The organism is Xenorhabdus griffiniae (genome assembly GCF_015163655.1).
GTDB lineage: Bacteria > Pseudomonadota > Gammaproteobacteria > Enterobacterales > Enterobacteriaceae > Xenorhabdus > Xenorhabdus griffiniae.
Genome location: NZ_JADEUF010000067.1, coordinates 1 through 21,367 on the forward strand (window position 1 = coordinate 1; position 21,367 = coordinate 21,367).

Here is a 21,367-nt window from a genome sequence, read left to right on the forward strand (position 1 = left end):
ATATAGAATCACCAATAATCTTTAACTAAAGAAGGAATAATATATGTCGATTATGATCGAGCCTGTCAAGGGAAATTTTGGTGCTTATATAACCTGCCAAAGTCTTTCAGAGCTATCATCAGAAGAATATAAAAAAATAAAGGTATACTTATCAGAATACGCTCTATTGATTTTCAAAAACCAAAAGATGGATGATGAGGCACTAGTGAGTTTTGCACAGCATATAGGAAGCGGAAGACTCGAAGAACCAGCCAGAAAAATTTCATTATCAGACAATCGAAAATATATCGCTTATTTGACAAATATTCGTGATAGTCATGGTGAACAATTGGGTTTTGCCGGAAATGATACCGATTTTTGGCATTCTGATCAGGAGTTTAGGATTAATCCGGCCTCCGTTAGCATCTTGTATGGTGAAGTTGTGCAGTTTAGTGGTGGCAATACATCCTTTGCTTCAACAGCGGTAGACCACCTTGGTTTAACCCATGATGAAATATCGATGATTAATGATTTGTATTCCACCCGCCAGCCAGCAGCTTCACATGACAATGTGCCTCATATTACCGTTGCTCATCCGGTCATGCTCGAAAATATACAAACGAAACGGCGGTTTGTTTATGTTAGTGAAAATACTATCGAATTTTTTCTCGATAAGAAAATATTACCAAACTCAGACATACTCAAAAACGCCATTTTAGATAAGATCTTGTCACCAGAAAATATTTACTCCCATCAATGGGAAGAAGGCGATTTGTTGCTATATGACAATAGCCAACTTTTACATCGCCGCGAATGTTTTACCGGAAATAGATTTATCAAAGGATTGAAAATATATCCTGATACATCCTACCAACCGGAAATACCTGGTTGGACTGTTGGGGGAATTTGATATGAACCTATCAAGAGAAAAAGAGAAATCCATTACTCAATTGATTAGAGATAGTAATAAAAAATATATTCATGGACGTAATCTTAGTCCTGCTGAACCTATGTTAATCAGGGCAGGAATAGCGGGTGATTTGCCATTTAATAGCTTAACCACAGATGTCGTAACTGGTTGTTTACCTGAAAGTATGGCTTGTTATGGTATGTGTTTTTCCGCTATCTCTAGTTGGGAAAATGGGATCGACTTTGGTAAACGTATCGATAATCACTTGGATGAAGATATTTTTTCCGGCGATCTACAAGCATTACCTGATTCACAAAAATACGTCAGATGTGGATGGAATAGTGATCCTTCATGGAATTGGGCCGTATCTACGCGAATGGCTGAATTGGCACGAGAAACTGGGATCTTAATGATTTTCATCACCAAATTCTTTAAAAAAATGACTGATGATATTGCGCAGCGTTTAATCACGGTAAAGGCTGAGATGAGAGTTTCGGTTAGTGCATTAGATACCAATGAGCAATTAAAGAAACGGCTCGCTTTTATTGAGTATTATCGCAACGCAGGAGGGATCGTGATTCCCATTGTGTTAACAACATTCTTTAAAGATATTGGATTGATGGAACGACAACAAAATATTGTCGATTGGATGGTTATTCATGACTATCCGGCAGCCGAAAACAGCCTGCGATTCCCTAACAAGGCTAAAATTTCTGAACTTGTTGATCCTGATATGGTTAAGCCCTTGGATAAAGGCGACGAATTTTGGAGTGGTCGGTTATACCCTGATCAGCTCGTATTTCCTACCACAACCACTGTTCCAGAAAATTATCAAGGGATTAATAGTGGTTATCTTTCCGAACTGGATATGAATGAAATCCATCAATTATTCCTTGATCCCGTTAAAACACATCAAGAAGTCATGCAATCTAACTTGCCGTTGTCCAGTCCCAAAATGTGCGGAGTCTCTGATATGCATCGCCGTGCCCAAGAATATTGAGAAGGTGTAAAAATGAAAATCAGCGAAATAGTAGAGTCAGAAAATGGCTCCAAGAAATATTTGCTATCAGCAAGTGACTCAGATTTAAGAAAAAGCGTTGAATCGACTTTCTTTATGCATACAGATCAACATTTACCTTATCTCTGCATATCCAGCCAATACGGTTGTGCGGTTGGTTGCGTGTTTTGTGAAACAGGCAGGCAACAACCATTGGGAAATATGACAACAGAACAAATAGTACAGCAAGTCTTGTTATGTCATGAACATTTATTGCATTCAGGAGCATTGGGTGACAGCCAAAGGCTTAATACGATATTGTTTGCAGGAATGGGTGAGCCAATGTTGAATCTGAAAGAGATCAGCGGGGCAATAACTGAGTTCAAAAAACAAACATTGGCAAATAGGGTTACCCTGACAACTGTGGGTATTCGCCACGCTGGAGATAAAATTTATGAGCTTCCGCTTGATATGATTTCCATTTCTCTTCATGCCACCACAGACGAACAGCGTGACATGCTCATTCCATCAAAAGCAAAATTTGGTATCAGAGACCTTCTTGACCATTTTTCAACATATCATCACCATACAGGTGTACCTGTTATCGTCAATTATCTGATGATAGAGGGAATCAATGATTCCCAAGAGGATTTGGCACGGTTAAAAGATCTGGTGGATAAAGACACATTCATTATCAAGTTAAAGTACTTGAATGAAGTGAGTGATATCAATGGCATAACATTGAATCCTTCAGAAAAGATGCCGTTTTTTGCCCAGTCACTTACCGAAGCCGGTTTTCGGTGTATATCAGATAAAAGTGATGGAACAGAAATTTGGGGAGGTTGTGGACAATTAAAATCTCAAGTCAGGGATATTCGCAGTAAGTATCGAATTATGTAATGTGTCACTATTACGTCATCAATTGGCTCGTGCGATGGATGTCTTGTGGAGCATCCATCGCAGATATTCTTTATTTTATTCCCATCCATACAGTCCAAAAATCTTTCTCAACGATATCCGTATCATTACCCAGCGATTTTTCAATATGCTTGATTAGATAAGCTATCTCTTCATCACTTAGTTCATGCAATATAGAGCGCCCTTTACGTGCCTGAAGCTCTACGGCTAATTGTGAAAAATTCTTATAGACAGTATTCTTTTCCAGAAGAGAAAATGCTTTAACTTGTTTAAAACCAACAGATTGTAAGCCATCAATCACTTCAATATTGTCTGGCCTGCGTTGATTTTCAAAATTCATCAGGTGAGGATAGACGTCGAAGATATAACCACGAATATGTTCAGGCGATCCAGGAAATCGGATATCTTGCAAGGTCCTGTCCTGCAAGAGATATACTCCACCAGAACGCAATAATCGATGAGCTTCAGCAAAACAAGAGATTCTATTTTCTCGACGGATATGGTGGATCAGCGCTCTTTCAAAGACAATATCCTGGCTACTATCAGGTAAGCCAGTGCAAAGAGCATCACCTTGTTTGATAACGATATTTGGCAAACCTTGGGTATTTTCCGCTGCATCAGCTAACATCTGTTGGGAAAAATCAACGCAATTGACTTTTTTAGCGCCCATTTTCCACCAGGCCAGAGAATAAATACCGCCACCACAACCAATATCCGCGATTTCCTTATCACGTGGATCGACCAACTTCTGCATTAAATCGAACCATTCTTGTTGAGCCTCACGGCCAAAATAAGTATGTCTATTTTCTGGTGCGTTAAAGTTGATTGGCATAATTGTGACCTCTTACGGTTATTTTAAAATCACTTTTGTAACGTATCAATTAGTGATAGGGATTCCCCCCAAAGAAACACCTAACCCCATTAAAATAATACCAATGATACGATTAAGTATGTAAACCAGATAAGGTGCATAAGAGACATAAAGATCCCATAACCAATCTGTAATCCAATACCAGTCGATGGTGAAACAATTTGAGTAAATATACTGACAACAAAAAGTGTTGTTTTCGAGGTCAATACACCACAAGCTATTTTTCTTGCATGGTTGAAAAAATCATTCCATGAGACTCAGATGCGACTTACTGATATTTGTCGTTATTATCATTTAATATCAATATGATACATAATTTAACTCTATTAAAAAAAGAGGAAATTATTTATATTTATACTCATTAAACTTCAAGTTGCAATTTACAACACAATATGAAATCTGATATCTCCCCGCGAAGCGGGGAGATATCAGATTGAAGTTAGATTGGTATAGATATCGTCTTACTATCTGAATCTATCGCTTACCGACTTACCAGGTAATAATTAAATGGCATATAAGGAGCCACTTTATGAAAAATGAAAGAAGACTTTTCCTGAAACAGGCGAGTATTACTGGTGCAGTATTTTCATTATTACCGCTGGTTCCAACAGCAGCTTTTGCCTCTTCACATAATCAATCAAAGAAAGAGAATGGTATTGATATAGGCGTTTGTGAGATGACACCAGAGGAAATGTCAGGTCCATATTTTATAAATAACAAATTGCTGAGAAGGAATATAACAGAAGATGAACCAGGGATCCCTCTGTTATTGACAATGAAAGTTATTGATTCGGTAACCTGTAAGCCACTGAATGATATCCTTATTGATATATGGCATTGCAATGCAATGGGAAAGTATTCAGGTTGGAAATACATAAACCCAGACCTTGAGGCTCCATCCGATCATATAGGAACGATTTCGAGAACTGATGAAAGCACATTTCTTCGTGGAGCACAAAGGACAGACAAAGAAGGCATCGTCAGATTCACCACCATTTTCCCCGGTTTTTATGCTGGAAGAGCGATACATATTCATTTATCAGCAAGGAATGCGAATGTACAAAAAAGACAGGAAGATAAATTTTATTTTGTAGGCCAACTATATTTCCCTGAGGATATCTCTAAAGAAGTGATGAGTAATGATATGTATTCTCCAAGGGAGGTTAATAGACTTAAAAATGAAGATGATTCCATCTTTTCTGGAGTTAAAAATAGGGCTGCTATTTTGACAATAAATAAAATAGGCGATAATCCTTTGGATGGATTACACGGAAAGATAGTTTTATCTATTAATAAAGACAATGTATCTAAGAAAATAACGCCTGACGACTTAGCTAAATACACTGTATAAGAAAATCTTCCATAACCGGAGTTTGAAATAGTGGTTATGTATTATTACTCCGGTGAAACAGGGCTAAAGAAGAGGTAAAGTTCAAAGGCGTAGTTAGTGGCCTCAATTAAGTGACGTTGTCACCAACAAATCTTTCAGTGTTAGCACAATTGCCACGATAAAACCGCTTCCCAGTATCATCACCGTTACCGTAGTGCCGTATTGTGACAACAACATAGTCGCTACTGGAAGTAAAAACAGCATGGTTAGATTATTCAAACTCTCTGAGATAGCCAATATTTTCCCTTTATCCTGTTTTGCCCGCTTTGCCAGGATAGAAGTGCTTATCGGCGCAGCAAGGCCGAGTGTACATCCCCATAACATCAGACAAGCCAAACTAAAAAGCAAAGACAGGGGCAATAACATAAATGCAGAACTGGTGATGAAAAGTAAAATTATTGCCAACAAAAGCACACATTCATCTCTGATATTCAGATGCTTCACGATACTTACGGATAAATTACCCAACCCAAGCCCGATCCCAAATACAGAAACAGAAATACCAATAGCTCCTGTTCCCATCGCGTAATGATGTCTTAAAACCTCTCCGGTTAATATAAAAGCAGATACTGCTGTACCATTCCAAAATCCTTTCGCAATAAGGGGGCGTATTAGGTTGCTTTGGCATCCAAATTGAAACTTCACCGTTTGGTGAACTGTTTTCAGAATATTAATCTGGCTTGGAATGTATTTTTTACTTAAAAAATAGAGCAAAAGGCATCCTGCCGCACTCACTAAAAATGGTACTTGCCAGTAAAATAGTTCTGTCAAAACACCGGCAACAATAGGACCTCCCGCAATTCCGACTGTCATACCAAGCATAACAATGCCCATTGCCGATGCCTGTTTATGAGATGGAAAAAGTTCTGCGACCAGCGCAAATATGGTCGGAATTAAAGCGGCAGAAGCAATGCCACCCAAAATACGTAACCCCATTGCAATTTCCAGGTTGGGAGCTATCGTTAATGCTAATCCATCAAGGAACAGGAACAGTAAAGATATCCGCAATAATTTGTGTCGATTGATCCGATCAGATAACCAACCGAAAATTGGTGCTGCAAGTGCGTAGGCGAGGGCATAACCAGATACCAGCCAAGTGACCTTGTCTATTGTTGTCCTGAATGCATCAGCCAAGGGATTGAGCATAGGTGATAGCATAAACTCCATCGCACCAATGAAAAATAAAATAAGTGAAAATATCAGTAGCATCATAGATAAAACAGCACGTGGCGGCATATTTAAGTCTCCTTAGATATATACCAATCGCCTTTCAAGATGCGTTTTATATCTCCCGCTTCGCGGTGAGATATAAACAACACATTGATTTGTAATCTTAAATTTGAAGTTGGATTGGTATAAGAAACGAGGTTGGTAACAGTAAAAGTCGTTGATGAAAATTTCGAAATTATGCTGAAAAAAAATAAAGGGGGAATCAGTACGATGATATTAAGGATTATTAAATATGGCAATTGATCGACTCTACCAAGACAGTCACTTAGCTCAGTTTTATGATTCCGATAACGAATTGGTATTAGGTTATGACTATTATGTCGGACTTGCTAAAGATGCACATGCTATTTTAGATCTGGGTTGTGGCACTGGAACACTCACGAATGAAATTGCCTTCACTTATCCCGATAAAGTGGTATTTGGCTGTGATATTGCCAGCGCCATGTTGGATATCGCGAAATCAAAATCAGCAGGATCACGAGTTACTTGGATACAATCTGATGCTAAGCAGTTGGCGTTATTTCAGAAATTCGACTTAATCATTTTATCCGGCCACGTTTTTCAAGTGTTCTTAACCCATCAAGATCGAGTTACCGTGCTTAAACGGATTTATGAACACTTGGCAGAAGGGGGACAATGTATCTTTGACAGCCGTAATCCTTTAGCAAAAGAGTGGTTGACTTGGACAAAAGCAGATTCTAAACGTGAGTTTATCCATCCAACATTTGGCTCTGTCTTGGCATGGAATGATTTTCGAGTTCACCATACGACGGTTACTTACGGCACTTACTATCAAATTCTAAACAACAAACAGGAATACCAGGCATTTTCAGCAATTACATTTGCCAGTTTTGCTGAAATCCAGCAAGCACTAGCTGACGCGAATTTAATTGCGACACATGTATTCGGTAACTGGCAAGGAGAAGCTTATCATGATCAGTCAGAAGAAATGATTTTTATCGTAAGAAAGAATAAATGAGACTATACGCATTAAACTTCAGGTTGCAATTTCTGATCCTGAAACTTGATTTCTTCCCGCGAAGCGGGAAGAAATTACACGCATTTTGAAGTTAGATGGGTATAGTAGTAGTTGCTTCAATATCAAGTGCATTAATCGGGCCAGCATTTCCTGCCATATCTTCACCATATGCGCAAACACGCCATGGTGCTTCAGACTTCGCCAACGTTATTGGCCTCCAGGGATAGCTATAACCTGTTTTATCGTCACAATTTGTTGTTGCTTTAGGTCCATATTTAATTTGTACACTTGAGATATCATACAGACGAACGTTAGCCGTTATACGCCAAAAATTCCCATAATCATCCTTATTTAACTCGGGCTTAATTGATGGTGGAGTATTATCAATTTCTCGCAGCATGACAGAAGCATCTTTTGTCTTTTGCCATTGGCCATCATTATTCTGGTGAATAACACAGAGTTTATAAATGCCTTCTTGATTAGGAAGTAGCATGTTTTTCAGCGGGCTTTGGCTTGCAGGAATTGAAACACTGTATCCTGCTTCAGCAGAACAATCGACATCACTGATTAATCCTGTTTTATATCGAATATTCTTAACGTTAGCATTTTCCTTGATAACAAGGTCCCATTTTGCTTTCTTGCCGTCCACAGGATTAACGCTCTGAGTTATCCAACGTGACCAAGGTGGACTTCTTTCCAGAATATTACCGCGGTTATTTTCCAGTTTAGACAGATCTAATTTGCTATCCTTTGTCAACGCATTGGCAATACTATCGACAGGGATAAAATAGCTAGCGCCTTCTGTTGGAATGCCTTGATTGTTTTCGATAGTACAAGGTCTGCCAAGTCCACAGCCGGTCATTCCTGGTGTTACTGTTGTATTTAGCACACCAATCACGTCTGTTTTGTCTTTTTCAAAAACAGGGGAACCAGACGTTCCACCAGCGACACCATCACAATTTACGGAGAAAACTGGAGTCCAAATCCATGGCGAGCCGCCTTCATATAAGACGGGTGATTTTCCGGTGATATTACACTCAGATTTTCTAAGATAAGCGTAATTGTAATCAACGTTATCGACAGGAATATGAGTCAACACAATAGGTTGATGTTTCATATTAAGGTTTTTTTTCAACTTCAAAGGATGATAGCCTTTTTTTGCTAAATCACCATAAGTTGCATCCAATTGTAATACCGCAATATCTTCGTATTTCATCGTTGAATATAAAATACGGTTGACTTTTATTGGTGATAGCGTCTCTTTTTTATCAATGAAATAATCCGGGGTATATCGCCAAAATTCAGGCGCCAGTTGATCAACGATGACATCATTTGTGCCTACATTGCTATCTACACAATGTCCTGCGGTAAGTATCAATGCTGTAGTATCCTTATTCGGTGTATTTTCACCAGAAATCAGGGTTGCAGTACAGTGTGAGATTCCATTTAATTTACCAACAGTTCTAAATTTTTCAGCGCCAGGATCGGTTGATTTCATCAACGGAGCACCATTATTACTTGCCGCTAAAGAACCTGTTGAAACAGAAAATAAACTGATTAATAGGATTTTACGATAAGTCACAATTTTCCTCCTTTGGATCGGTTTAATGACTTAAATTCATTATCTACTTTAATCATTAACCAGTGCTACCAAGGTGGCTTGTGCCAAAACGGATACAAGAACCTAAAAATCTTACGAGATAAAAAACTCACTGCCAACCATTGCCAGCAGTGAGTTTCTGTTATCAAAAATTGATTAACTAGAATTTCCAATTGGCATTCAGGAATACACCATTATCCTTATGGCTGCCTGATAAAACACCATTATACCCCAGTGATAGTTTAGTATTTTTATTAATTTCCAATTCCGTGCCTGCCTTAACTACAGCAGCATCACGTGCGGCTGCAACACTATTGACAGTAAACGTGGCATCGCTATTGTTAAAACTTAATTTAGTACCCCGATCAACATTGCCAAACTGATGTTGCCAACCCAATTCACCATATGCTCCTACAGTGATGTCATTTTCAGTCTGCCATTTTTGATCGACACGTAAACCTAATGTGGAGAAGGTGGCATTTTTCGATTGTTTCTTGCCGTTCAATGCAGCAGCGCCGCCATGTTCATTGATACCTTCATTACGGAAATTAACATAAGACAGGTTGGCGAATGGTTCCAGGTTCAGCCAGGAAGTATTTATTCCGTAAGCGGCTTCTGTAAACAATTGACCAGTTTGAGCACCATATTTCGCTTTCAGGTTGTCGGATTGATGGCCAAAAGCCACCGAACGTTTGGTATCAAAACGATGCCAACTGTAAGTAGCGCCGGCACGTAATGCCAAAGCATCAATCTGTTTGCTACCGTATAGCGCCAAATGGAAATTGTTACTGCGGGCTGAAGTGTTATATCCACCATTCAAAGAAGAGCGGGTATATCCGGTAGCGACACCAAGCCGCCAATCATCACCTAACTCTTTATCTGCCCCTAATAACACGCCATAGTTGGATACACGATAACCGTTAACTTCACTGTTACCATTAGCACGTTGCCAGTTACCTATGATTTGTCCCCAGGTACCATTTCTATCAACTTTGATATCCTGTTCAATGCTTCCACCATTAGCCTGACGCAAACGGGTATTCAGCGTATCGCGCAGATGGCGGCTATTATTGATTTGTGCCGCAGCAATATCAGCATGGATCTGGCCAGAAGAGAGTTGCTGGAATGCCTGACTGGCTTGCGCTGCTGTATCAAACATCAAGATACTCTCATAAACCGGATGTCCCAAACTCAGCTTATCAGCAGCATCAGCCACAGCACGTTCATTAGCGGTCATTCCTAAGCTGGCGAATGTGGTGGAATTACGTTTTATATCCAACATTACCTGATTAGGGCGAGAACTAGATTGAGTATGAGGTTGGTAACTAAGCTCAGTACCAATAAACAGATAGTTTGGCATTACGGTAGTAAATTGGCCGTTGATACCCCGATTTGCTTGCAGAATATTATATTGTTGCCCAAGCAAACTACGGACTTCTTGCTTCGATAACAGGTTACTACTATTTTCCAGAGTGACTTGCACTTCACCGCCTTTCAGCGTAACCAAGCCATTACTGATAATGCGATCACTATACCCTTGGCTATTTGGTGCAACTTTTACCCGATAACGTGAACCCGCTTGAAAGGTCACATCATGAGTAACGTTCAGCGTGCCGCTAGAACTGACAGAATCAGAACTTAAGTTGCCTGGGGCAATACTGGCTCCAGCGTTGGCCATGATTGAACCGACAGTACCATTCCCGCCAAGAATGGCATTATCTTGCACAGTAACATCCGAAGTTATGGAACCACTAACCAATAAGTGACCTTGTTCGACTAACGTTGGGCCTTTATAGGTACTATTTTTACCGGCCAGTTCAAGTATACCGTTACCGATTTTCGTCAATCCACCATGACCGGAGATATCATTGGCCCAACTGTCATAAGCACATTCAATACTATTACAGACTCGTTCTACAGTAGTACCTTTCTCAACAATGCCACCAATACCTGGAATATTGGCGATAAACTGAGTTTCAGAATAAGAACCTGGAATATAGTATTTCTTCGGGATATCCTTTTCAGTGATGAACATCTTAGGACCATCAATAGCATCTTTCAGGCTCAGCATTCCCCAACCATACATATCATCCAAACCAGGCTTACCTAAATCGGTTGCTGTGGTTTTAAGGACATCTGCGATTTGTCCGGCAGTCATATAAGGGAAGCGTTGCATCAAGACGGCAGCGGCGCCAGCCACATGTGGTGATGCCATTGATGTCCCTGTGTAAGCCTCATAGGTGGGATCAATCGTCAACTCACCATTTTCGAAAGCATCTTCGTCGATCTCTCCGTTAACTTTAGAAACGAATTCCCCCGTACTACTGTAAATTTTTGTGCCTGGTGCCGACAAACAGTAACTGGCAGTGTAACCACAACTCGTTGATGAAACGTTAATTTCGTTTTCTCTGGTCAGGTTGGCAACGCTGAGGTAGTTTTTCAAGGTATCAGGGAAGAAATAGGGCATACCCGCATGTAACCAGGTGATGTTATAGTTATTTGCATTCCCCGCAGCAAAAACAACTAATTTTCCATGACGTGCTGCACGCAATAGGCCCGCGGTTCTCGTTGTATAGTCATCGAGTTCTGGAATTGGGGAGCGGCTTAACCGATCCAAATCATCCTTAATCGGTGTGACATAGTTAATAAGCTCTTGCAACGTCACTTTGTCATACTTGATCGTACCGTTTTCCCATCGTTTTGGCCGGCCATATTCATCGGTTTCATAAGAAGGGCGCACACCCCAACTGTTATTAATAACACGTGCATTGCTTTGGATCAGCGCTTCTGTGCGGTTATAGGGAGTTTGTAAATATTTCCCAGTAATCAAACCTGCATCAAATGCTACACCATGCATTTCCTTGCCATCCCGATTTGCTGCAATGATCCCTGAAACATGGTTACCGTGAGCCCCAAAACTGATAATCCCAGTGTAGAGGTTTTCATCGTAATTCCAGGTGTCATCTGGGCTTAGAATTTTCAGTTTGCCTGCAAATTCAGGATGGTTGGTAACGGCTTCATCCAATACACCAACATTAATACCTTTTCCCGTGTAACCACGAGCATAGGCATAATGAGCACCAATAGCAGCTAACCCCCACTGATGATTAAATTCATCTGATAACCAACTATCTGGTGAGTTTTTTTTACCCTGTTCCTGATATTCAGTCGCCATTGAAGCACTGACAGGTAATAATCCCCAAAATAATGTCATCCACAAAAATATCGGTCGTGCCGAATTGTTTTTTTTCATAAAAGAGGTTCCATTTTCCAAAAAAGTGGCAATTTTCAATTCGCTATTTGGTGCATCGCTCATTGAAAAGTTTTTATTAATAAAACCAATTGTTGAACTTAAATAAGTAGGCCATGGTGGGAACGATCTATATTTTTAGAACAGCTATAGAACAATGAAGACCATATTATTTTCTGCTCACGAGGTGCTATAGCATAATAATTAAACCCAAAATGCAAGAATAATAATTAACTTTTTTATAACTATTTTATAACAATGGAGAGATCATATAAATAACACACTTTTGTTTAGCATCTCGTTTAAATGGCATGATTCTGGCATGATGTAAATTAATTAAATATCAATTGTTATTAATGTGTTATTTTTTGTGGTGATTTATTAAATGTTAATATAAACATTATTATTAGAGGGTTTTTTTGATTCAAGATGCATTTTATATCTCCCCGCTTCGCGGGGAGATATAAAAAATTACATTGATTTGCAAGCTGTAACTTGAAATTGGATGGGTATATTATCTTTTTACATAAACAATCAAACGCAAATGCCTTTCTAAATCAGTGACCATTGATGTGTAATCGAAAATAGTTTCCTGTCCATTCACATTTAATTCCCGTATTCCATTACAAGGTTCATAGATTTCATGTCGATGCCACATTTCACAAAAGTCAGGTGATATCTTAATCAATTTATTCACAATTTCTTGAATATAACTGTCTTTAGCGGCAAGAGCATAATCACGTCTAAAGCTAGCAAGTAAACGATAAGCATCTCGTTCCCAATGACACAAGAGTTCACGATAATATTCATTGGTAAATAATAACCACAAAAAATTACGTTGTTCTCCTGCAAATTGACTGAAACGAAAGCATTCATCTGCTGGTTGATTAAAAGCTAAAACATCCCAATGCAAGTTCAGCACGTAAGTTAAATGAGGAGATAAGTCATCCATAATCTTTTTGATCAATGGAGAAACAACACACTGGGTTTGTCCCGTTTCAACAGGCTCACGCATGTGTGCCAGTAAGTATAAATGCCTGCGTTCAGCGGTAGTCAGTTTTAATATTTTGGCGAGATTATCTAAAAAAACAACGGATACGCCAATTTCCCGGCCCTGTTCAAGCCATGTATACCAAGTCAAGCCAACACCCGCCAAAGCAGCTATTTCTTCGCGCCTTAATCCAGGAGTACGACGACGTCCAATATGGGGCAATCCAACGGATTCAGGACTGATACTTTCTCTCTTGGTGCGTAAAAAGTTGGCTAACTCAGTACGGGATCTTTTCATTTTTGTCATTTATTTCAACCCATTACTTTTAGTAATAGTATAAATGGTTAAATTGTAACAGGCTAATAGGGTGATTAAAATCTGTTTATCTCAAACATGGTGAGGATTTTTATCATGACTAAAAAGGACTATTTAGCCTTGTCGGTTTTGTTATCAGCTGGATTTGTGACTATTTTTGATCTTTTTGTTGTCAACATTGCTATCGCCAATATTCAATTACACTTACAAGCCAGTTTATTCCAAATTACACTGATTATCGTAACCTATGAAATTGGATTTGGCTTGTTGCTGATTACAGGAGGACGCTTAGGGGATCTATTTGGGCGGAAGCGATTGTTTCAGTTAGGTATGCTCGCTTTTACTTTAACATCATTGCTTTGCGGTTTTGCACCGACAGCAACTTTTTTGGTTTTTGCCCGGTTTTTACAAGGATTATCAGCGGCTCTACTATTTCCGCAAGTTTATGCCAGTATCCGTGTCAGATTTGACGAAGAAAATAGCCGCCGGGCATTTGGTTTATTAGGGATGACCTTAGGCTTAGCTGCCATTGCAGGTCAAACGCTGGGAGGATGGATGATTTTCGCCAATTTATTGGATTTACAATGGCGCTCAATTTTCTTAGTTAATGTTCCAATCGGTTTATTAGCTTTAATTTTCTCAGGTTATCTCAACGAGAGCATCGCTCAAGAAAAAACGGAATTAGATTTAACTGGGGTGGTACTTTCCAGCATTGGTATTTCTGCTTTGTTGCTACCACTTTTGGTTGGACCAACATTGAATTGGCCAATGTGGTGCTGGGTATCTCTCTTTTTAGCCTGCCTGACACTGCTGCAATTTTTTCATCATGAAAAATGTTATGTTGCCAAAGGAAAAACACCATTATTCAATTTTGATTTATTGAAAAACAAGCCCTTTAGTTTAGGTTGTTTATTGGTTTTATTTATCTATTCCACCTCCAGTTCATTCTTCCTTGTTTTCGCCTTACTTTTACAAAATGGTTTGGGTTTTAATCCATTGGATGCTGGATTGATTTTTGCTCCAGCAAGTATAGGATTTGTTTTGTCTTCACTTAATGCTCCTTATTGGGTAAAACGTTTTGGCAGCAAAGCTATCATTGCCGGAAGCTTACTTTATATGCTTTCTTTCATTACTTTGATTGTTGCCATTAGCACATTATCACCAGCCAATTCACCCATATTTGTGATAGTGCCAATTCTAATACTCCTTGGATATGGTCAAGGCTTTGTCATGACACCATTGCTTAATATTGTTTTGGCTTTTGTGAACGTGAGATTCGCAGGTATGGCATCAGGGGTGATTGCAACTTTGCAACAAATTGGAGCCGCTTTTGGTGTGGCCGTGGTTAGCATATTAGTTCAATGGCACTTTAATGAAATAGAGACATTGCTTTTTGTTACATACCAAAAGGCCTTTGTTCACAGTATGCTTTACAATGTTATGGCTGCTTTTATTGCATTTTACTTATTGAAAAGATTACATCGAAAGTAAAGTAAATCACGAGGATATCAAAAGTGATCAGACCATTTACAACAGCAGATATGGATGCGGTGCTATCTATTTGGTTGGAAGCTTCTATCAAAGCTCACAATTTTGTGGCAGCTGAATTTTGGCAATCACAACGAGAAAATATGAGAAGCATCTATATTCCAGCTTCAGAAGTTTATGTCTATGCACAAGGTCCTAACGTTGTCGGCTTTTATGCGCTTCACGAAAATAGTTTGGCTGCGATTTTTGTATCACCCGATAAACAAGGGCAGGGAATTGGCAAGGCATTAGTGAATGATGCCAAAAATAGAAGGACTAAACTCACGTTATCTGTTTATCAGCAAAATCAGGCAAGTTATGAGTTTTACTTATCACAAGGTTTTTATGTTGTCAGCGAAGAAGTCGATGAGCACACTGGATGCCAAGAGTATTTTATGTGCTTAGATACCGGTATCGTAATACGTTAACCAAAAGATGTTTTTTCAATCAAATTGAGCGTAAAAGTAGCATGTTGTGTTTCTTTATTAAACAAAAATGCCAAAAATACGAGGCACTGTATTTTTATACAGTAAAACTAATAATGAGTAACTTGCTCGATGAAACTACTCAATAGAAACAAAGAAGGGAAATGCTCTCGGCTCCATTAGTGGAGCCGAGGTTTATGTATAAAGAAGTGGATATTGTTTATTCACATACCATACAGATAATTTCCACTTTCTTCGCCAACGTCATCACGAACTTGTTCCAGTGCTTTGGCATAAGATTTCAGCAACTTCAGCGTATAGTGAACACGGCTTTCAAATTTCTCATCGTTACAAATCAGATCCTTTGAAATCAAACTTTCACTTTGACGGAAAACTAAATGGTCAGGCAAGAAACAGACATGGTTATTTTTAAAACCAGTCATGCGTAATTCGCAAAGAGGATAAACACCGTTAATTCCGCTTGATACACTCGCCAATAATGCTGGTTTATGGCCTAATTCTGCTATAGAACAATACAATAGAAAATTCTTCAATGCCGGAGTTGACATTCCATGCCATTCTGGAGTCACGAAGATAAATGCTTCACTCTCTCTTAAATGTTGTGAAATTGGCTGCCAAGGATGAGATTCCGCTGATATATCTGTTGTATAACCATCATGTAATGGCAATTCTACATTGGAGAGTTCCAGAAGCTCTATCTCAGCGAATCCATATTCGCTACTTAACTTTTGTAAATAACGAGCTACACGTTGGCTGCGAGAATCTGGACGTTGGCTACCTGAAATTATAGTAAGTTTCATTGATTTTCCTGTTATTCATTAGGTTGAAGAATTATCGGATTTTTTTGTCTGATTCCCGCGGAATCGAAAGCCAAACAGCAATAATGATGGTGCATACCCCAAGCATTTGTGGCAAGGAAAATGTTTGCTTTAGAAACAAATACCCTAAAATACAAGCAGATAAAGAACTAAGGAATCCCAGGAAAGAGATTGTAACAACAGGTAACTTTTCAATTCCTCGAAACCAGATAATATAAGAAAATACCGTACCGACCATACATAAATAGCTGTAGCCGAGCATATTGGTTACGGTAAGATGTTGTGGTAAACCTTCGATGGACATAGCGACAGGCAATAACATTAATCCTCCAAGCGTTAATTGCCAGCCGGTAAAACTGAGTAATGACAAATTGGTAGAACGGTTCCAATACTTAGTAAGCACAACCCCTAAAGCCATGCAACTGCATCCTGCGAAGCCTGCAATAACGCCTTGCCAATTTAAGCTGGTGGTCGAATTTAATACCAATAAACTGATCCCGATAACACCTAATGCTGCTGAAATAATGTGCTTTATTGTGAGGGAAGTTTTCAATATGCAAGTGCTTAACAAGATAACCATTATGGGTTGGCAAGCCACAATTAATGATGCCGTTCCACCTGGGAGATATTCCGCCGCAACAAAGAGAAAATAGAAGAAGGCACCGATATTGAGTGCGCTCAATATCATAATACGTAACCACCAAATCCCCTTAGGTAGGGTACGGCAAATCAACAGTAGTAATATTCCGGCAGGTAATGCTCTGATGGTAGACGTTAGCAAAGGCGTATTGGGTGGTAATACCTCTGTCGTGATAATGTAAGTGCTTCCCCAAACAATAGGGGCTAATGCAGTCAGTAACATATTCTGGATAGATCTAATTTTTGGCATATTGTTGCCCTTCAGTTTGTTTGTTTTTTCCCATTTATCGCTCTATCAACTTAAAGATATCATCAACAAAAGTATCTTTACTGAAAGCTAAATTAAAATAATAGCTTAATTGGTTTTTATCAAGTATCTTTCCATCAAAATAAATGAATAGGGGAAAAGCATGAAATACGATCACGTTGACCGATTACTGATACAGTGGGAACAACAGCGTCCAGATCTTGATCCGTCGTCAATAGGCGTCATTGGGCGGTTATGTCGCATAAACAAGATTATTGAACAACGCTTGCAACATGCTTTCAAAAAACATGACCTAAGTGGTATAGAGTTTGATATCCTTGCGACACTACGACGCAATAACAGACCAATTACACCTACTGAGCTATATCAATCCGTTATGCTAACTTCTGGAGCAATGAGTACTCGTATTGAACATATGGTACAGCGAGGGTTGATTGGGCGTATTGCTAACGAAGAAGACCGACGTAGCTGTAAGGTTTTTCTGACACCAGAAGGAAGGACCTTGATAGACAAAGCAGTGGAAAGTCATTTAGAGAACCAAAAAGCCATGCTCGAACCACTAACGGCAACTCAGCAAGAGCAACTTGCAACACTGCTGCGGCATTGGTTGCTGGATAATGAGTCAACGAGTAGTGATTCGCCCTGATATAAATCAGGGCGAGATAGATCTAGGAGAAGATATTAGAACTTAATATTAACTCTTGCCCAATAAGTACGTCCAGGCTCGTTGACTGCCGTATTACCGGAATAACCAAAGCCCTGATTCCCCGCTAAGTTAAGGTGTTCGCTATAGGTTTTATCAAAAATATTGTCAACACCAGCACTGATTTGAACGTTTTTGGTCACCTGATAGGCTGTATTAGCAGATAGGATGGCGAAGTCTTTGCTACGATCAAAGTCTTTACCTACAACGTTACCTTCATTGATTGCCATTCGGTGCTGGCTATTTACCAGACGCAGCAAACCACTGCTAGTCCAATCGCCATGCTCCCAGGTCAAGCCGAAACGAGCTTCCAAAGGTGGGATCTGCGGCAATGGGCGATGATGAGTGGTATTTTGCGCCCAGGAATACGCCAGGCTGGCATCAGTTTTCCAGTTTTCGTTAAACTTATAAGCGACTCCTGTTTCTCCGCCCATAATGGTGGCATCCACGTTACCAGCCACCGCATTCTTGCTACGATAATCGAACAAGATAAAGTCATTCACTTTACCCACATACGCTGATATCCAGCCTTTCAGACGGTTATCATTATATTGTGCGCCGATATCCAATTGGGTTGTTTTTTCGGGCTTGATATTAGTGAACGCATTGCTGCCCGCTTTACCCGAAACCAGCTCCCAGTAATCAGGAAAACGCTCGGTATAACCAATGCCGGCATAGAGCATTACCGGAGATTCTTTCAGGTCATGTTCAAGCCGAATAAAGCCAGCGGGCAGGGTTTCTTTACGTTCTTGTTGAGTAGCATATTTATACGCTGTTGCACGATCTAATCGTACACCACCGATCACTTTATTCTGTGTAGTTGCATCCCAGGTTAATTCACCAAAAATACCGTAATCACGGAAGCGGACATTTTTTACCCAGCCATTTCTTTCAGCTTCAGCCATCCTGCGATCGGTATTGGTACGGTGAATATTAGTTTGCATATCCACACCGCTCTGTAACTTGAAATCTTCCCACACCCAAGTTCCCATCATACGGCCACCCATTGTCAGGCGGTCAGGTTCTGAGGCCATTTTCATTTTTGAATGACGCATGGAATAGTTATCCATCACATGGTCGGTGTAGTTGTAATAAAAATTGGATTCGAATTTGTCAAACACTTCGCCAATGTTGGATTTCTCAAAACGCACACCAAAACTTTTGCGCTTAAATTGTGTGCCGTCCATACCTCGCGTGGCATAACGTGCTTCTCCATCACCTTGTCCAGCGCTTAACTCCAGTAACGTATTTTCATCTGGTGTCCAACCTAAGGCGATATCGGTATTCCATTTATCCCAGCGGGAAGGAACGCGTTTGCCATCACCATCTTTATAATCATTAGAACGGGATTTATTGCCGATCAAACGGATATAACCCAATTCATTGCCAATACTGAGATCAGCATTACCATCCCAACGACCATGAGAACCCATCACTGTGCTGATATTGCCTTGAGCGCCAGCTTGCTCAAACTGAGGGCGAATACGTTCGAAACGAATAGTTCCCGCTGAATTACCCGGCCCCCAAAGTACGGTTTGTGGGCCTTTGACTAAACTCAAAACATCATAACTTTCTGGTGAAATATAAGAGCTTGGCGCATCCATACGTCCGCCACAAGAGCCAAGTATTTCACTGTCATCAATTAACATTCTCAGACGAGAACCAAACATGCCACGGAATACAGGATCACCGTTAGTGCCACCGTTACGGATCTGTGAAAACCCTGGAATGGTTTTCAGGTAATCAGAACCATCACTAGCAGGTATTGGTTGACGAGGTGCTTTTAATGAAGAAACTACCTCAAGTGGTGAAACTGCCGGTGCAGTTACCGTGATCACAGTTTCATTATCGTGATCATGAGCAATATGTTTTTCATTTGTTTCTTTGGGATTGGCAGCCCAGCCACTGCTTGGCATGGTGAGTGCGATAGTCAAAGCTGCTGTCAGAGGTGATATACGAAATAGTTGTGTAGTAAACATAAAAAAATCCCTTAATTAGCAACATTGCCATACAAACTGCGTAAGGCAAGGAAAATAAAATGGTTTATTTCAAGCAGACTGACTAAATAAGGGGTGGGGCGCGGGGTTGTGATTCGCCATAAAACAGTCGAATAACAGGGCCAAAGAAACGCGATATTGGTAGTGCCCTGAACACAATGAGTGTCAATAGAATGAAAGGAACAAAACCACCTGCTAATAATGGCAGATTAATCAGAAGTTGACAGTAACCACAAGCGATATCGTCCATTAAGCCCATATGGATATGATCGACACCATGATGATTCATCGTGTGTGTCGCAGGCATACTGTGATTTATTTCACTTTTTATTTCTTCACGGTGGTGCTCCAGTGTTTTTGATACCACCGGTGCAATGAACAACATCAAAATCGCCAGTAAGGAGATGATAGTAGGTGTTCGGCTTTGTGAAAGGCGAAAAAGCGATAACAAGCTAATGATCCGGATCAATTTCTACGATTGAGGGCTAATCTTACTGCATTTGGGCTGAGGTTGTTAAAATATTTTGGGATTGAGTATCAGTCACAAGCATTTTCAAGCTGTTTGTGATGTCTTCCCCGCTTCGCAGGGAGACATCAAGTTTCATATCGTGTCGTCAATTGCAACTTGAAGTTTAATGCGTATACATCTGTACGATTCATTAGTCATCAGTTGCTCTATTATGAGTCAGTATTTGAACACATTCTTATAACAAATTCTTCTTGAGGTGAAAGACGTATATCGTTAATGGTAAAAGCATCTTCCTCGCCGTTAATCATAATCAAGTCGTTGATATATTCAAATGTGTTATTTCTATACATAAGCCTAGGTGTCACCCCATCATTCGATAATATATAATAAATTTCTGGAGAATACCAAGGTATATTATTACCAAATAAATAAACCTCTGGATTATCAGGAACGAAACCGAGCGCATAACCAAAATGACGTACTAATAATATATACATATATCTTTTTATTGCCTCACCTGGATTATGAATATCACTAAATGTTCTCATTATCGCTGTTATTATTTCATCATTCATTCCTGCAAGGAAATTATCAACATATATACCATATTGCCCTGCAAGATTAGCATGCCTTAATACCAATGTATTTATATCTCCAGTTTGTGGTATGTAAGCGATAGCAGGTTCAAGACCAGGTCTTCCTGCTAGCATATTTAATGCCGAAGAATAACCAATCCTGAAGTTTACTTCCTGAGGATTATTTGCGCGCCTAATATTTAATTGTGGATATAGATCACGAGAGACATTTCGCCAAAAGTCTACAGCCGCCTCAATCTCTGCGGAGTAATCGATTCTACTTGTAACACCATAAATTTCGGCATGAATTATAGCTCCATTAGGCGGTATAGTATAGCGAATCTCTCCTCCATAAGCTTCCACTGGGTTATAATTAACTTCATCTCGATCAGGCTGTGTTATACTGGCTCTATATTTTATTATATCATTAGCGTTAACCTCCATTGCATTTAAAATAAAGAAAAAATAAATCACCCTTGTAAACATTAATAATAT

At 39.6% G+C, this 21,367-nt stretch carries 18 protein-coding genes; 8 read left to right on the forward strand and 10 right to left on the reverse strand.

The features are described from left to right. Window positions 1–43: 43 nt before the first annotated feature. Genes IQ211_RS11730 through IQ211_RS11740 form a run of 3 tightly spaced genes read left to right on the forward strand, consistent with a single transcriptional unit; the run spans window position 44 to window position 2,786 of the window. Window positions 44–889 (forward strand): TauD/TfdA dioxygenase family protein, encoded by an 846-nt coding sequence (locus IQ211_RS11730; RefSeq protein ID WP_189758392.1) that lies wholly within the window; start codon window positions 44–46, stop codon window positions 887–889. Window position 890: 1 nt separating this feature from the next. Continuing rightward, a complete protein-coding gene (locus tag IQ211_RS11735; RefSeq protein WP_189758391.1) occupies window positions 891–1,889 on the forward strand; it encodes a hypothetical protein in 999 nt (332 codons plus the stop codon). A gap of 12 nt (window positions 1,890–1,901) precedes the next feature. Then, window positions 1,902–2,786 (forward strand): radical SAM protein, encoded by an 885-nt coding sequence (locus IQ211_RS11740; protein ID WP_189758390.1) that lies wholly within the window; start codon window positions 1,902–1,904, stop codon window positions 2,784–2,786. A gap of 70 nt (window positions 2,787–2,856) precedes the next feature. Here the strand turns inward: IQ211_RS11740 and IQ211_RS11745 are convergent, their stop codons facing one another. Next, complete coding sequence (locus IQ211_RS11745; RefSeq protein ID WP_189758389.1) at window positions 2,857–3,636, reverse strand: class I SAM-dependent methyltransferase; 780 nt, start codon at window positions 3,634–3,636, stop codon at window positions 2,857–2,859. Between the two features lie 568 nt (window positions 3,637–4,204). Here IQ211_RS11745 and IQ211_RS11750 point away from each other — a divergent pair. After that, on the forward strand, window positions 4,205–5,026 hold the full coding sequence (locus tag IQ211_RS11750) for an intradiol ring-cleavage dioxygenase (RefSeq protein WP_189758388.1): 822 nt from the start codon (window positions 4,205–4,207) through the stop codon (window positions 5,024–5,026). Between the two features lie 102 nt (window positions 5,027–5,128). Here IQ211_RS11750 and IQ211_RS11755 read toward each other — a convergent pair whose 3' ends face one another. After that, entirely contained in the window at window positions 5,129–6,301 is a 1,173-nt protein-coding gene (locus IQ211_RS11755) for an MFS transporter (protein ID WP_189758387.1), read from the reverse strand. Window positions 6,302–6,527: 226 nt separating this feature from the next. Here IQ211_RS11755 and IQ211_RS11760 point away from each other — a divergent pair, with 226 nt between their 5' ends. Beyond that, window positions 6,528–7,274, forward strand: a complete 747-nt coding sequence (locus IQ211_RS11760; RefSeq protein WP_189758386.1) for a class I SAM-dependent methyltransferase — start codon at window positions 6,528–6,530, stop codon at window positions 7,272–7,274. 91 nt (window positions 7,275–7,365) lie between these two features. Here the strand turns inward: IQ211_RS11760 and IQ211_RS11765 are convergent, their stop codons facing one another. The 3 genes from IQ211_RS11765 to IQ211_RS11775 all read right to left on the reverse strand — a co-directional run bounded on the left by IQ211_RS11765 (window position 7,366) and on the right by IQ211_RS11775 (window position 13,421). Further along, window positions 7,366–8,856 carry a trypsin-like serine peptidase gene (locus tag IQ211_RS11765; RefSeq protein ID WP_189758385.1) on the reverse strand — a complete coding sequence of 497 codons (1,491 nt, stop codon included), beginning with the start codon at window positions 8,854–8,856 and terminating at the stop codon, window positions 7,366–7,368. Window positions 8,857–9,034: 178 nt separating this feature from the next. After that, a complete protein-coding gene (locus tag IQ211_RS11770) occupies window positions 9,035–12,127 on the reverse strand; it encodes an autotransporter domain-containing protein (protein ID WP_189758384.1) in 3,093 nt (1,030 codons plus the stop codon). Between the two features lie 511 nt (window positions 12,128–12,638). Beyond that, window positions 12,639–13,421, reverse strand: a complete 783-nt coding sequence (locus IQ211_RS11775; RefSeq protein WP_189758383.1) for a helix-turn-helix transcriptional regulator — start codon at window positions 13,419–13,421, stop codon at window positions 12,639–12,641. A gap of 105 nt (window positions 13,422–13,526) precedes the next feature. Here IQ211_RS11775 and IQ211_RS11780 point away from each other — a divergent pair, with 105 nt between their 5' ends. Beyond that, window positions 13,527–14,921 (forward strand): MFS transporter, encoded by a 1,395-nt coding sequence (locus tag IQ211_RS11780; RefSeq protein WP_223281573.1) that lies wholly within the window; start codon window positions 13,527–13,529, stop codon window positions 14,919–14,921. Between the two features lie 23 nt (window positions 14,922–14,944). Further along, a complete protein-coding gene (locus IQ211_RS11785; RefSeq protein WP_189758381.1) occupies window positions 14,945–15,385 on the forward strand; it encodes an N-acetyltransferase in 441 nt (146 codons plus the stop codon). A 221-nt stretch (window positions 15,386–15,606) separates the two neighbouring features. Here the strand turns inward: IQ211_RS11785 and IQ211_RS11790 are convergent, their stop codons facing one another. Both IQ211_RS11790 and IQ211_RS11795 read right to left on the reverse strand, forming a co-directional pair. Next, window positions 15,607–16,203, reverse strand: a complete 597-nt coding sequence (locus IQ211_RS11790; protein WP_189758380.1) for an NADPH-dependent FMN reductase — start codon at window positions 16,201–16,203, stop codon at window positions 15,607–15,609. A 31-nt stretch (window positions 16,204–16,234) separates the two neighbouring features. Then, complete coding sequence (locus IQ211_RS11795; RefSeq protein ID WP_189758379.1) at window positions 16,235–17,110, reverse strand: EamA family transporter; 876 nt, start codon at window positions 17,108–17,110, stop codon at window positions 16,235–16,237. A 160-nt stretch (window positions 17,111–17,270) separates the two neighbouring features. On the opposite strand from IQ211_RS11795, the gene IQ211_RS11800 reads away from it, so the two are divergent. Then, on the forward strand, window positions 17,271–17,774 hold the full coding sequence (locus tag IQ211_RS11800; protein WP_189758378.1) for a MarR family winged helix-turn-helix transcriptional regulator: 504 nt from the start codon (window positions 17,271–17,273) through the stop codon (window positions 17,772–17,774). 35 nt (window positions 17,775–17,809) lie between these two features. On the opposite strand, the gene IQ211_RS11805 is transcribed toward IQ211_RS11800, so the two are convergent. The 3 genes from IQ211_RS11805 to IQ211_RS11815 form a co-directional block, all read right to left on the reverse strand. Then, window positions 17,810–19,810, reverse strand: coding sequence for a TonB-dependent copper receptor (locus IQ211_RS11805; protein ID WP_189758377.1), 2,001 nt, complete (start codon window positions 19,808–19,810; stop codon window positions 17,810–17,812). 82 nt (window positions 19,811–19,892) lie between these two features. Next, entirely contained in the window at window positions 19,893–20,279 is a 387-nt protein-coding gene (locus IQ211_RS11810; RefSeq protein WP_223281572.1) for a DUF2946 domain-containing protein, read from the reverse strand. Window positions 20,280–20,506: 227 nt separating this feature from the next. Then, on the reverse strand, window positions 20,507–21,367 hold an 861-nt coding region (locus IQ211_RS11815), incomplete at its 5' end, for a hypothetical protein (protein ID WP_193836363.1).

What these genes read in the sequence shown, in the direction of transcription:
- IQ211_RS11775 (WP_189758383.1), bottom strand. Translation starts at nt 13,421, where the DNA reads ATGACAAAAATGAAAAGATCCCGTACTGAGTTAGCCAACTTTTTACGC.
- IQ211_RS11790 (WP_189758380.1), bottom strand. Translation starts at nt 16,203, where the DNA reads ATGAAACTTACTATAATTTCAGGTAGCCAACGTCCAGATTCTCGCAGC.
- IQ211_RS11780 (WP_223281573.1), top strand. Translation starts at nt 13,527, where the DNA reads ATGACTAAAAAGGACTATTTAGCCTTGTCGGTTTTGTTATCAGCTGGA.
- IQ211_RS11740 (WP_189758390.1), top strand. Translation starts at nt 1,902, where the DNA reads ATGAAAATCAGCGAAATAGTAGAGTCAGAAAATGGCTCCAAGAAATAT.
- IQ211_RS11745 (WP_189758389.1), bottom strand. Translation starts at nt 3,636, where the DNA reads ATGCCAATCAACTTTAACGCACCAGAAAATAGACATACTTATTTTGGC.
- IQ211_RS11800 (WP_189758378.1), top strand. Translation starts at nt 17,271, where the DNA reads ATGAAATACGATCACGTTGACCGATTACTGATACAGTGGGAACAACAG.
- IQ211_RS11755 (WP_189758387.1), bottom strand. Translation starts at nt 6,301, where the DNA reads ATGCCGCCACGTGCTGTTTTATCTATGATGCTACTGATATTTTCACTT.
- IQ211_RS11730 (WP_189758392.1), top strand. Translation starts at nt 44, where the DNA reads ATGTCGATTATGATCGAGCCTGTCAAGGGAAATTTTGGTGCTTATATA.
- IQ211_RS11805 (WP_189758377.1), bottom strand. Translation starts at nt 19,810, where the DNA reads ATGTTTACTACACAACTATTTCGTATATCACCTCTGACAGCAGCTTTG.
- IQ211_RS11760 (WP_189758386.1), top strand. Translation starts at nt 6,528, where the DNA reads ATGGCAATTGATCGACTCTACCAAGACAGTCACTTAGCTCAGTTTTAT.
- IQ211_RS11750 (WP_189758388.1), top strand. Translation starts at nt 4,205, where the DNA reads ATGAAAAATGAAAGAAGACTTTTCCTGAAACAGGCGAGTATTACTGGT.
- IQ211_RS11770 (WP_189758384.1), bottom strand. Translation starts at nt 12,127, where the DNA reads ATGAAAAAAAACAATTCGGCACGACCGATATTTTTGTGGATGACATTA.
- IQ211_RS11795 (WP_189758379.1), bottom strand. Translation starts at nt 17,110, where the DNA reads ATGCCAAAAATTAGATCTATCCAGAATATGTTACTGACTGCATTAGCC.
- IQ211_RS11735 (WP_189758391.1), top strand. Translation starts at nt 891, where the DNA reads ATGAACCTATCAAGAGAAAAAGAGAAATCCATTACTCAATTGATTAGA.